We start from the raw sequence: 13,033 nt of genomic DNA, 5'->3' as shown, positions 1-13,033 counted from the left end.
CGCTGTATACTTGACTACTACAGTCATCAATAATTCTGGTGGCAACGCATTTAAACGGTGACGAATTTGAACGACGGCATGAGACCCATAAGCACGGATAGAGGCCTTGCGGCGCAGGCAATCGAGCTTGCCTATGGCGACACGCCGGTGCTTGCGGATATGTCCATCGATGTCGCACCGAACCGCTTCACCGTTCTGCTTGGCCCGAACGGCTCCGGAAAATCCACGCTTCTCAGCGCGCTTGCCCGCCTGCACCGGCCCGCGCGGGGCCATATTCTTCTCAACGGCAGCGATATCTTCCGCCACCCGACCAAGGAGGTGGCGAAAAAGCTCGGCATGCTGGCGCAGCAGAACCATACGCCGGAAGGGCTTTCGGTTTTCGATCTCGTCTCCCGCGGCCGTTACCCGCATCAGGGATTTCTGAAGCAATGGAGCGAGGAAGACGCCCGCGCAGTGGAAGAGGCGCTTTCGGTGACGGGAATGTCCGAGCTGGCGGAAAGAGCAGTCGACAGCCTTTCCGGCGGCCAACGCCAGCGCGCCTGGATCGCCATGGCGCTGGCCCAGCAAACGGATATAATTCTTCTCGACGAGCCTACGACCTTTCTCGATCTGCATCACCAGATAGAGGTGCTGGACATGCTGGCCGGCCTCGTAGCGCGCCACAACCGCACGATCGTGGCGGTGCTGCATGACATCAATCTTGCCCTGCAATATGCCGATCACCTGATTTTCCTGAAGGACGGGCGGCTGCGGCACCGGCTGGAAACGGCAGCGGCGTGCGATGCCGGCATCATTGCCGATGTCTTCGACATGGCAGTTGCCCAGCTCACGCATCCGGTGACAGCACGGCCGGTATTTCTTCCCCTGCCCGGACGGGCCGGCGCGGCATGAACCTTAACGGCACCAGCAGCGGAAGCACCCTTGCCCTTAGAGAGCGAGCCTATGGCCGCACACTTGCGGCAGCGCTTCTCCTGCTGCTCACCATGCTGCTTCTGGTGCTGGCGCATATAGCCACCGGCCCGCGCCCCATTGCGCCGCACGTTCTGCAAGACCTGATATTCGCTTATGACGCCCGCAATTTCGACCAGCAGGTTTTGATGCGCCTGCGCCTGCCGCGTTTGCTGGCTGCGATGCAGGCCGGGGCCTGCCTTGGAACAGCGGGGCTTCTGCTGCAAACCCTGCTTCGAAATCCGCTCGGCGAGCCGCATATTCTGGGGTTGAATGCCGGGGCAAGCCTTGCCGTCGTTCTGGCGACAGTGATGCCGCTCGGGCTGATCGCAACGCCGCTGTTCCGCCCATTGCTGGCGGCGACGGGTGCGGGCATCAGCTTCTCGCTCGTGCTTCTCCTTGCTTCCGCCGGGCGGCAGGGGCTGACACCGGCAAAACTCGTCTTTTGCGGCATTGCGCTTTCCACGCTTGCCGGAACCCTCACCTCCGCCATCCTCATTCTCAATGAAGAAACATTGCAGCAGATGCGTTTCTGGCTGGTGGGCGATACGGCCGGCGTTTCGATCACAACCATCGCCGCCGCCCTGCCCGCGGCCGCGATCGCGCTTATCCTCGCTTTCGCCGTCGCTCCCCGGCTCGATCTTCTGGGGCTGGGCGAGAGCGCTGCCGCAGCGCTCGGTGTGCCGGTCCGTTCGACGCGGATTCTGGCGCTTGTCTCCATATCGCTGTTCTGCGGCGCGGCCATCGCCGTCGTCGGTCCCATCGGCTTCGTCGGTCTGGTGGTGCCGCCGCTCGTCGCGCGCCTGAAAACGGGTCGGCTTCTGCTTGCCATACCCATCGCTGCACTCGGCGGAGCGGTTCTCCTGATCGCCGCCGATCTCGCCGCCCGCCTCATTCTCCTGCCGAAAGAACTGCCCACGGGCGCGATGACCGGCCTTGTCGGCGCGCCGGTCTTTCTATGGCTGGTGCGCAGGGTGCTGAAATGAACCGTTACCGGATTCTCCGACTGGGGCGTTTTTCCGTCCGCGTCATGCCGTCGCGGCTCACCATTCTGCTGGCGCTTTTCCTCTGCCTCCTGCTTGTCGCCCTGTGGTCGCTCACCGCCGGCAGCCAGCATATCCCCGCCTCGGCCCTGTGGTCGCTTGTCACCGCAACCAACACCGATCCCGCCATGATCGACGCACTCGTGGTTCTCGACTTCCGGCTCTCGCGCCTGGCGCTTGCAATGTTGGCCGGCGCAATGCTCGGCATTGCCGGCGCCATCATGCAGACCACGACCCGCAACGGCCTTGCCGATCCCGGCCTGCTCGGCGTGCGCGAAGGCGCATCCCTTGCCGTGCTGGGTTGCCTGTTCCTGCTGCCGTCCCTGCCGGTCATGTTGCGCCCCGTCGCGGGCATTGGCGGCGGCATGGCAAGTGCCGCAATCGTTCTGACGCTCTCCGGCGCAACCTCGCGCCTACGCTTCGTGCTGACCGGCATCGGCTTTTCATGGTTTTTATCAGCTTTGCTTCTTATCCTCATGGCATCGCTCGATATTCGCAATTTGCAGACGGCGATGATCTGGATGGCTGGCAACCTGCAGGGCGCAAGCTGGACAGCGGTTTCAATCCTCTCCGTCATCCTCGTCATCGCCTTTGGCCTTCTTCTCATGACGGCGCGCGCCGCCGCCGTGCAGGCGCTCGGCGAGCATGCGGCAACAGCGCTTGGCGTCCATAGCCGCCTCCTTTCGGTGCTTCATGTCACGCTTGCCGTCACCCTCACCGCATCCTGCGTTTCCTTCACCGGCAGCATCGGTTTTGTCGGTCTGATCGGTCCGCATATCGCCCGGCTTCTTTTGCCCGGCGGCTCCTATCCGGGGCTTGTCATGGGTGCAGGCCTCACAGGCGCAACACTGATCGCAGCGTCAGACACCATCGCCCGAACCGCCTTTTCACCGCTGGAGCTGCCGACCGGCCTCGTTCTTTCCGCCGTCGGCGCACCCACGCTCCTTGCCCTTCTCTGGTTTCACCGGCATCGCCTATAGGTCCCCCATGCGCAAAACACTTTTCGCCCTTCTTCCGGCAGCCACCCTTCTTCTCAGCACAGCCACGGCCCAGGCCGAAGAGACCAGCCGAAGCTTTACCGACGACCTCGGTCGCAGCGTTTCCATTCCGGCAAAGCCGAAGCGCATCGTGACGCTCCACGATATAGACCTCACCATTCCGCTGATCGAACTGGGCGTGACGCCGGTGGGCAGCCACGGCCGCATGGGAGCGGACGGCAAACCCTATCTGCGCTCCAGCGCCATTCTGACCGGCGTTGATTTCGACAATAGCGACATCGCCTATATCGGCTCCATCAATGCCGATCTGGAGGCGATTATCGCCCTCAAGCCCGATCTCATCCTGACCGAACCGGATCGCCCCACCCCCGTTGAAAAACTGGCGCAGATCGCCCCCACCGTCGCCATCGACAATACCAAAGACGGCGCGCCACATATTTACAAGGTGCTGGCCGAACTGACCGGCACGCAGGAGCGCCTTGCCGTGCTGAACAGGCGCTATCGCGCGCAGATCGAAGCACTGAAGGCGTCGGTCGATACCGGCAGCACCACCGTTTCAGTGTTCCAGCCGCTCAACGGCAAGATCAGCGTCTACCATACCTATCGGGCGCTCGGGCGCGTGCTGCGGGACGCGGGGTTTCGTTTCCCCGCCATCATCGACGCCATTCCGGAAGGCGACCGTATCGAAATCAGCGCCGAACGCCTGCCGGAACTCGATGCCGATATCATCTTCGATCCCTATCGCTCCGATACCGGCGCTTCGCCGCAGGCGGAAATCGACATGATGGGAACCGTGATGCCGGGCTTCTGCAATTTTCTTGAGGCCTGCCGCAACGGTCGGTACATCCTCCTGCCGCGCGAGGAAGCGATTTCCAACTCCTATGCCGCGCTCAGCCTCATGGTCTCCGCCGTCCAGTCCCATTTGACGGTGCGGCCAACGCACGAAAAGTGACGGCAACGACCACTACGGACAAAAGCTCTTGCCTCCCGGCTTGGCACGCTGCTAATTCGTGAAGAAGAGTAGAAAACTCAGCTTCACGGAAGAATTCATGCCGGCTGGCGAAACGCATACATCAAGGCTTCGGCGCACCGACCGTTTCGGAGAGCAGCTGCGCAAGCGCCGCGACCGCCTGTCGCCGGGCCTGCTTGCGGTTGCCGAATATATTGACGGCCACCGCCATGCCGTTCTCGCCAAATCGGCGCTGGAAATCGGCTTCGAGACCAATACCTCCGATGCGACCGTCATCCGCGCCATACAGGCGCTCGGCTTCCAGGGGCTGGTCGATCTCAAGGAAACGCTTGAGGCCTATCTGGGCATGACGGATTCGCCCGTCGAAAAAATGGCGGCGACGACAAAATCCATATCCGGCAACTGCGATGCAGCGATAGATTTCGTGCTCGACAATCAGAAAAACACGCTGGAGATGCTTTCAAGCGCAGAAAACCGCGAAGCCATGGCGGCGGCCGTGCGGCTCCTCTCGCAAGCGCGCGGCATCGGCGTGCTCGGCATCGGCGCCTCCGGCATCATCGCCACCTATGCGGCAAGGCTGTTCCAACGCTCGGGCGTCCATTCCTATACGCTCAACGCCACCGGCATCGCGCTTGCAGAGCAGTTGCTCGAGCTTGAAAACGGCCACGTCCTCATCATGCTCCTGCACGGCCGCGCCCACCGCGAAGCCCAGACCGCCATAGCCGAGGCAGGCCGCCTCGACATCCCGATCATCATGCTGCTCGGCCAGGAAGACAGTGTGCTTAAAAAACACGCCAACGCCAGCCTCTTCCTGCCCCGCGCCAAAAACGAAGGCGTGGCGCTCCACGCCCCCACCTTCATCGCCATGGAAACCATGGCCCTTGCCCTCTCCGCCGCCTGCCCCGAGCGCAGCCTTGAGACGCTGGAGCGGCTGGTGGAGTTGAGAACCTCGATCAGGCCGCATAAGCGGACCTAAACCTCCTTCGATCGGCGACATCGGGAAACCAACGTTTGAGGTTCCGGCAGTTGCGTCAAAAGCGCAAACGCGCATATCTATCTACCGAACTCGGATAAAAGTGGGGATAGCCCCAATGACAACAAAGCGCTGCGATGTGCTACCACCAATAAATCGAGAGCATATATGAAAGATAAGGTTGTTCCTATTCTTCTCGCCGGTGGCGTTGGGTCTCGCCTTTGGCCGGTGTCCAGAGACAATCTACCTAAGCAATTCCAGCCCCTCGCGGGATCAGTTTCAACGTACCAAGAAACGTTGAAACTAGTGGCCGATGCGAACATTTATCGCTCGCCCGTTATCGTTACCAACGAGCGCCTGGGAACGCTGGCAAAAACTCAAGCGGAAGCAGTTGAGCAACAGGTCAGTATTGTGCTCGAGCCTGCGCAAAGAGACAGCGCCGCAGCGGTCGCAGTCGCAGCACTCGTAGTCGAGGAGCACGCACCTGGTTCAATCGTGCTTGTGCTAGCAACAGATCACATCATCTGGGACGAAGAAAGATTCTCCGATTGTGTCGTGTCCGGCATTGACGCGGCAAGATCAGGAAAAATCGTGGTCTTCGGACTTGAGCCAGCTGAACCGCGGACAAACTACGCCTACATCAAACCCGGACAATCCCTCGAGGGATTTGCAGACGTTGCGAGCGTCGAGGCCTTCGTTGAAAAACCCAACGCCGAACTCGCCCTAGACTACATGCGGAAGGGCTTTTTGTGGAATTCCGGCAACTACTTGTTCAGGACAGACATAATTATATCCGAATTTGGCAAATATGCTCCGGACATTCTAACGTCATCTAGAAATTCATTGCAAAAATCAAAATATGTTGGTGAATTCATTCAAATTGACAAAGTACAATTCGAGTCATCCCCAAAAAAATCACTGGATATTGCTTTAATAGAGCATTCAAATGCCGTCGCTGTGGTTACCGGCAGATTTCGTTGGTCGGATATAGGATCCTGGGACACAATTTGGACAGCACTACCCAAAGACGAAAACGGAAATGTAGTGATGGGAACCGCGACAGTCTATGACTCGGCAGGATGCCTCATACATTCACATGGAGTACACACCTCTATAATAGGTCTCGAGAACATAATCACGATTTCAACGCCAGACGAGATATTGGTGGTAGCCAAGGATAGAGCTCAAGACGTCAAACAGCTTGTGGACAAATTGAAGGAAAAATCACCGATTAAATAGCAGATGCATCCAAACGCATCAAAGCATGTTATGGCGGTTTTTTCTATATGGGGAATATCGCTCCGTGTGCCTGAGTTTTTAAAGGGAAAAGAACAGGCGCAAATTTTCTGCCCGTAGGGACCGAGTTCGTCTGTTCCCCTACGCCTGTCAGTGTGGAGTAGAATGACGTGACGTCTAGAAGGAGTGGTTAGTGCTGATATCTTATGCGCAGAACGGTGAAGATATTCTACTGTGGAGAGCATTGAATCAAATTGCCGTAGGCTTCTATGTCGACGTCGGAGCAAACGATCCGGAAGAAGATTCCGTTACCAAGCTTTTTTATGACAAGGGCTGGCGAGGAATCAATATCGAGCCCTCCTCCGAGGTTTTTAGCCGTTTGAATGCAGCTCGACCACGCGATATCAACCTACAATGTCTTGTCGGCGCGGAAGATAGTGAGCAGACGTTTTATGAAACGACGACAAGGGGATGGGGAACTTCTGCTAGTGACGTGGGAGAAGAATATGTCGGCCAGGGTTTGGCAAAGCGAGTTACACTGCAACAAAGATCACTAAATTCTATACTTTCAGATTACTGGGATCGCGAAATTCACTTTTTAAAAATAGACGTGGAAGGGGCCGAGGGCGAGGTTTTGCGGGGCCTCGACTTGCGACGTTTCAAACCCTGGATACTCGTTGTAGAAGCCCTGGACCCCATCTCTCATCTTTCCAGAACCGAGGGATGGGAAGAAAACGTTCTTTCTCACGGGTATAAGAAAGTTTTCTTCGACGGGCTCAACAATTATTATTTGCACGAAACTCATTGCGATCTGGAGCAGTTTCTTTCGACGCCAGCGAATGTTCTGGACAACTACCAGATAAACTCTCTATCCAAATTGGTTTTCCAATCCCAATCACACGATGACGAAATCAGAAGCCTAACTTCACGTCTGGACGCAGGCATCATCGAAAACTCTCGATTAACCGCAGAAAATTCTCGGCTAACCGAAAAGGCCGATCAACTAAACGCGTTGATTTCCAGCCATAGAACTGATTTCTCCAGCGACCTGCGGGAAAAAACTGTCCGCCTTAAAATAGCGATCCCCGACACCGAGGGAGAGGACGACACAAAGCTTTACGTCACCGTGCATAGAGAATATGGCATCGTTGGTGTCGAGCCGATCAAATTCAAGCTTCGCGATATCTGGCCGCGATCGGTTAAACGTGCGGTTCATGCGACATGGGATCCCTTGCGAGATTCCATTCGCCAAGGGAAAATCATTCCCAGCCGCAAAATCTGGCCAGCACCTTTCAAAAGCGCTTTTCACGCAACTTGGGACCCAGCGAGAGATTTTATTCGTTACGGACGATACAATCGCGTTCTAGTCTCAAGCCGTAAAATCTGGCCACGACCGGTCAAACATGCGTTTCATGCAACATGGGATCCAATAAGAGATTTCGTGCGTGATGGGCAATTGGACGAAATACTCGTTACCAGCCGTAAAATTTGGCCTCGACCAATCAAGCGCGCCTTCCATGCTGCCTGGGATCCGATAAAAAAACATCTGAGAAAACCGGCCGTAGAAAAGACAGTGGCGGTGGCACCTATGCGCCGCTCGAAGACTTTCAAATCGATAACCCAAAGAAATGAAGCCGTCATTTTTCTATTTGTAGGCCATACGGTAAACTGCAACACCAATACTGGCGTTCAGCGTGTTGTGCGTGGGTTGGCGTCCGGCCTTATTCGAGCAGGAAAAACCGTTCGGTTCATCAAGTGGGATGAAGCGACCGCTCGATGCGTCCTCATCAATCGGCAAGAACGAGAAACCCTCACGCTTTGGGAAGGCCCACCGATCACACCCTCTGAAGAAACATTCTATGAAAGAGACAACCAGACGATCGTCCTCTTGAATGAAACAGAGTTTCAGCAAGGATGGTTGATCATACCTGAAGTGTTGCATTTGCACACTGATGAGGACTTGGCGCTTAACATCACGTTCTGGGCGCATCGCAACAACCTTAAGGTCGGTTCGATCTTCTACGATGCGATACCGTTGAAAAGTCCGGAATGGGCACACATTGCGCCGGCGCATCAACGATATATGTCTCACTTGCGCCTGTCCGACGCCGTTTGGCCTATCTCCAACTGGTCAGGAACCGATCTTCTTGCGTTCTGGAAAACCTATGACAAGGCAGACGCCGGCACGCTTCCAGTGTGTGAACCACTGGCTTTGCCGGGGTCGTCTTCGAGCCACGTCCGGGTATCGGACCGATCGCCCTCGGATGAACCGTTGATCGCGTGCATCGGTACGATTGAACCCAGAAAAAACCAGCTTGCCCTGGTCGAAGCTTTTCGGACCTACAAACAACAGAACCCGGAAAGTCCCTGGAGACTTGTCCTCGTCGGTAATCTCCATCCTCTATGCGCCCCGCAAATTAACGCGGCTGTGAAGGACGGAATTATTGAGCACCATGGCCATGTATCGGAACACGCTCTTTCGGAACTTTACTCCAAATGCGCATTCACGGTGTTCCCCTCGAAAGAGGAAGGTTTTGGCCTGCCTATTCTGGAAAGCCTCTGGTATGGCAAGCCCTGTATATGCGCTAATTTCGGCGCAATGGCTGAAGTAGCACAGGGAGGAGGTTGTGTAACCATCGACGTTACCAGCCCGAAGAAGATAGGCGGTGCCCTTAAGAAGCTTATTGAAAATCAGGAGCTTCGGCAAAAACTCATAGATGAGGCTGTCAGCCGGGAAATTTCCAACTGGGACCAATACGCAGCGAGTATTCTGAAAAACATAGCGCGCTTTGCTGTTCCGTGGGCCCAAAGAGGCAAGGTGTTTTTCTGGGTCGACTCAACAGTTTCATTCCCCAAAAACACCGGAATACAACGCGTTACACGACAGCTTGCGCGTGCTCTTTGTGAAAATGGGGCCGATGTCGTACCGGTAAAATGGGATGTCACAGCCAGAAAATTCATACCGGCAAATGCTGACGACCTGACGCATCTGGCTGAGTGGAGCGGCCCCAAAGTCAGTGACTGGGGAGAATGGGAAGAGCCGCAGGAAGTGGGATACGGCTGGTTCATCATGCCCGAATTGCCGCTAAACTTCTCGCCCGACGATCAGATGACTATTCTAAAAACCGCGCAAAACGGCGGATTGAAAGCAGCCGCAGTTTTTTATGACGCAATCCCGTGGAAAATGGCCGAGTTCTATCCGGAGCACTATGCCGAGGCTCATGCCGCATACATGAGGGTATTGGCAGCATATGACGCTGTTCTCCCGATTTCGAATCATAGCGCGCAGGATTTGCTATCGTTTCTGGGGGCAGACATGGAGCGCCCATCCGGGATAGATTTCAGAGTGCGGCCCATACTGCTGCCAAATGAGTTCCCGGAAACGCCGCGTATGGAACAGGTTGCGCGGCCGCAAACCTCCACAGATGGAAGCCTAACCATTTTGAGCGTGGGAACCATCGAACCGCGGAAAAACCATCTCAAACTTGTTGAAGCCTTTAAATTGGCTCGAACGCATGCCCCCTGCCCCCTCCGGCTTGTTATAGTTGGACGTGAGGATACGAGCACCTATGGTGACGAATTTAGGGAAGCGATCAATGGTCAAACGGATATCGTCTGGGAGCAGGATACCAACGATCAAAAGCTGCACCAACTTTTGCTCGAGTGTGACTTTACAGTGTATCCTTCGATTGAAGAAGGCTACGGTCTTCCCATTGTTGAAAGCCTTTGGCTCGGGAAGCCCTGCATATGTGCCAATTCCGGCGCAATGGCTGAGGTGGCCAATGCAGGATGCTTGACAGTAGATGTCAGCGACGCGCGGAAAATTGCCGACGCAATCGTCAAAATGTGTGCCCCTGAGACGAGGGACAGGCTTGCAACCGAAGCAATCACTTCACCGGTCACGAGCTGGAGAGATTATGCATTCAATGTAACAAAACAACTCGCTGACATATGCGTACCTCCGTCCCTGGCCGAAGCCTCTGATGCACGCGAAATTTCGAAGCGGACCAGCGCTATGCTTTTGAAACCGCGCCCCAAGCTTTCGATTTGCATAAGCACATATAACAGGGCGGAATGGCTGGCGGTCAACCTCAAGAACTGGGCACGGCTCTACCCCGAGCCTCTGAAGGGTGTGGAATTCTTTGTCTGCGACAACACCTCAACCGATCACACACCCGAAGTGGTGCAGCCCTATTTGTCTCGGCCCGACTTTACCTATCGCCGCAACCCCGAAAATGTGGGCATGCTCGGGAATCTTCGCGTTACGGCAAACCACGCCAATGGTGAATACATCTGGATTCTCGGCGACGACGATCTGATATATCCCGATGCCGTGGAGCGAGTTCTTGCGGCAATTGATAAAGAGCCAGATATCGGGCTCGTCTATCTGAATTATGCCTATACGCATCTCGAAGACGCACGGAAAATTACAGATTTTGAGGAGTTTTTCCAAAATTCGACGCCAATTGTGCCGCCAGAGGATGACAGGATCGGACTGATCAAGGATATTTGTACGCGTAATGAAAATTTCTTTACCGCCATTTACACCTTGGTTTTCCGACGGGATCACGCAATCAATGCGTACTCGCAAAACACCGATGGCAGACCATTCTCAACCATGTTGACAGCTATTCCGACCACTTATTATGTCCTGAATCACATGATGGATACAAAAGGTGTTTGGCTAGGAAAGCCGGTACTCGTCGTCAATCTCAACGTTTCGTGGATGAAATATGCGCCCCTATGGATTCTCGAGCGTATCCCAGAAGTTTATGAAGTAGCGGAATGGCGAGGCGCGGATAGCGGTGAGATGGATCGCTGGCGCATCCATACTCTTCCAGGAGCAAAAAACTTTTTTGCAGAAATCCTCACGAATGACCCACTTGACAACGGGGAATATTTCGATCCAGAGCGTTTTGTTAGGCGTTTCAAGCACTTACAAGAATTCAAACAGATGCGTGCCGAATTGGTTGAAACCTATACAACCGCATCTTTCAACAATGTGCCGTGTGCATCCAAGCCCATTTCCACGGTATTTGCACACAATATCAGAAATGCATGAAGGAGCTTAGAATGACAGCGTATAGCGAAATCGATAAATGCCGAGTGGGGGGACAAAAGGATTTAGTATCCGTATTAAGTCTCGGCGAACAAGCTCTGACAGGCGTTTTTCCGGCAACGAAAGAAGAAGAAGTAACAAAAGGTCCGTTGGAGCTGGTATGGAGCCCTTCCAGCGGTTTGCTTCAATTAAAGCATTCCTACGACTCCTCGGAGATGTATGGTGACAACTATGGTTATCGTTCGGGCCTGAACCAATCGATGGTAGACCATCTGGGTGCGAAGGTCGCCTATCTTGAGCGTCTCGCATCGCCGGCACCCGGTGAGGTAATCCTCGATATCGGCAGCAATGACTGTACAACGTTAAAAGCCTATTCAACGCCTGGTCTAAAGCGTTTCGGCATTGATCCAACTGCCGGCAAGTTTGCGTCTTTCTATCCGGAGGAAATCCGCTTTGTTCCGGAGTTTTTTAGCGCTCAGGCTTATAAGACACTGACGGATCGTCCGGCTAAGATTATCACTTCCATCGCAATGTTTTATGATCTGGAAGATCCGATAAAGTTCGCTCGGGAGATCGAACAGGTTCTGGCAGACGATGGGATATGGCATTTCGAACAAAGCTATATGCCATCGATGCTGCGCTTGAATTCTTACGACACCATCTGCCACGAGCACATTGAATATTACTCTCTCCAGGTTGTTGAAAAGATTCTTTCGGCTGCCGGCCTTCGCGTCATTGACGTTGTCATGAACAGCGTGAACGGTGGCAGTTTCGCCGTGACGGCTAGCAAGATTTCCAATAAGTCGCTGAAACGAAATGATGCGGTTATCAACTGGCTTCTTGAACAAGAAGACAAGATGGGCCTATCCACACCGCGTCCTTATCGCGATTTTGAGGAGCGAGTTTTCCGCCATCGCGATGATTTAAGTCGCCTTATTCGTAGCCTGGTCGCCGATGGAAAAACGGTATTGGGATACGGCGCTTCCACAAAAGGAAATGTGGTACTTCAGTTCTGCGGCCTTACTTCCAAGGAAATTCCGGCAATTGCGGAAGTAAATAAAGAGAAATTTGGCAAATTTACGCCGGGCACACATATACCGATCATTTCCGAAGCAGAGGCAAGAGCAATGAAGCCAGACTACTTCCTCGTTCTACCTTGGCATTTCAAAGACAGTATTCTTCGTCGCGAGAAGCAGTATCTAACCGACGGCGGAAAGTTTATTTTCCCATTCCCCGAGGTTGAAATTATATAAGGCAAACTATTCCTTCGGGTTACCATCAAAATCTTCCCTTCTTGTAGAGAAGGGAAGATTTAACTAGGTTCTGTTGACAAAGTTAGCAGTGATAATGCGATAAGATCGCTCCTAACGGAGGATTCGATGTCCGGACCTGATCGAGAAATACGACTTCGACTTAGTTTGCAGCGCGCCTTACTCGGGGCCATATCGTCGACGCTCGCCGCCGTTACGTGCGGCTGGAGCGGTAACAAGATCGTCCTGGAGTTCTTGATCGATCACGATTTCAGCGATGATGACCGCGAACGCATGGAGATAGTCGCATCGGAGGTCATCTCGGATTTTGGTTATGAAACAATAATGACTGTCTTCACGTCTCCACCATCGGATGGACCGAAGGTTCCGGTTGATAGGCGATGGTGGGCTTACAGGCGATTTGAGCCATTGCTGGGCTAAAGGCGTTGTGTGAAGTGCGGCAGCCAGATTTTTGCGGCGGCCAGCGAAAGGAACGCTTCGAAGGAAGTTCGGGTCTTGTCGTAACGGTGACCTGCCACTGAGAATTTCCTCCAGA

8 protein-coding genes are annotated in these 13,033 nt (G+C 54.5%); all 8 read left to right on the top strand.

Going from position 1 to position 13,033, the window contains the following annotated elements:
• The first annotated feature begins 78 nt into the window (after nucleotides 1–78).
• The 8 genes from L904_RS06270 to L904_RS06235 all read left to right on the top strand — a co-directional run bounded on the left by L904_RS06270 (nucleotide 79) and on the right by L904_RS06235 (nucleotide 12,480).
• Nucleotides 79–891, top strand: coding sequence for an ABC transporter ATP-binding protein (locus L904_RS06270; protein WP_031233506.1), 813 nt, complete (start codon nucleotides 79–81; stop codon nucleotides 889–891).
• Nucleotides 888–1,934: an iron ABC transporter permease gene (locus L904_RS06265; protein WP_020809160.1), complete on the top strand. Its 1,047-nt coding sequence runs from the start codon at nucleotides 888–890 to the stop codon at nucleotides 1,932–1,934. The genes L904_RS06270 and L904_RS06265 overlap by 4 nt, the downstream gene beginning before the upstream one ends.
• Entirely contained in the window at nucleotides 1,931–2,971 is a 1,041-nt protein-coding gene (locus L904_RS06260; protein WP_020809159.1) for an iron ABC transporter permease, read from the top strand. The genes L904_RS06265 and L904_RS06260 overlap by 4 nt, the downstream gene beginning before the upstream one ends.
• Nucleotides 2,972–2,978: 7 nt before the next feature.
• The gene (locus tag L904_RS06255) at nucleotides 2,979–3,941 is read left to right on the top strand and encodes an ABC transporter substrate-binding protein (protein WP_031233504.1); all 963 of its coding nucleotides are present in this window, start codon (nucleotides 2,979–2,981) and stop codon (nucleotides 3,939–3,941) included.
• Nucleotides 3,942–4,038: 97 nt separating this feature from the next.
• The gene (locus L904_RS06250; protein WP_020809157.1) at nucleotides 4,039–4,935 is read left to right on the top strand and encodes a MurR/RpiR family transcriptional regulator; all 897 of its coding nucleotides are present in this window, start codon (nucleotides 4,039–4,041) and stop codon (nucleotides 4,933–4,935) included.
• A 165-nt stretch (nucleotides 4,936–5,100) separates the two neighbouring features.
• A complete protein-coding gene (locus L904_RS06245; protein WP_020809156.1) occupies nucleotides 5,101–6,171 on the top strand; it encodes a mannose-1-phosphate guanylyltransferase/mannose-6-phosphate isomerase in 1,071 nt (356 codons plus the stop codon).
• Nucleotides 6,172–6,361: 190 nt separating this feature from the next.
• Nucleotides 6,362–11,230: an FkbM family methyltransferase gene (locus tag L904_RS06240; RefSeq protein WP_080657461.1), complete on the top strand. Its 4,869-nt coding sequence runs from the start codon at nucleotides 6,362–6,364 to the stop codon at nucleotides 11,228–11,230.
• A gap of 11 nt (nucleotides 11,231–11,241) precedes the next feature.
• Complete coding sequence (locus L904_RS06235) at nucleotides 11,242–12,480, top strand: class I SAM-dependent methyltransferase (protein ID WP_031233500.1); 1,239 nt, start codon at nucleotides 11,242–11,244, stop codon at nucleotides 12,478–12,480.
• Nucleotides 12,481–13,033: the final 553 nt, after the last annotated feature.

Source organism: Agrobacterium sp. LY4, from assembly GCF_001526585.1.
GTDB classification, from domain to species: Bacteria; Pseudomonadota; Alphaproteobacteria; order Rhizobiales; family Rhizobiaceae; genus Agrobacterium; species Agrobacterium leguminum.
This window is presented reverse-complemented; position numbering and strand designations above follow the sequence as displayed.

Bases quoted from the DNA above. Each gene is read 5' to 3' on its own strand.
- L904_RS06270 (WP_031233506.1), top strand. From the start codon at position 79: ATGAGACCCATAAGCACGGATAGAGGCCTTGCGGCGCAGGCAATCGAG.
- L904_RS06265 (WP_020809160.1), top strand. From the start codon at position 888: ATGAACCTTAACGGCACCAGCAGCGGAAGCACCCTTGCCCTTAGAGAG.
- L904_RS06260 (WP_020809159.1), top strand. From the start codon at position 1,931: ATGAACCGTTACCGGATTCTCCGACTGGGGCGTTTTTCCGTCCGCGTC.
- L904_RS06255 (WP_031233504.1), top strand. From the start codon at position 2,979: ATGCGCAAAACACTTTTCGCCCTTCTTCCGGCAGCCACCCTTCTTCTC.
- L904_RS06250 (WP_020809157.1), top strand. From the start codon at position 4,039: ATGCCGGCTGGCGAAACGCATACATCAAGGCTTCGGCGCACCGACCGT.
- L904_RS06245 (WP_020809156.1), top strand. From the start codon at position 5,101: ATGAAAGATAAGGTTGTTCCTATTCTTCTCGCCGGTGGCGTTGGGTCT.
- L904_RS06235 (WP_031233500.1), top strand. From the start codon at position 11,242: ATGACAGCGTATAGCGAAATCGATAAATGCCGAGTGGGGGGACAAAAG.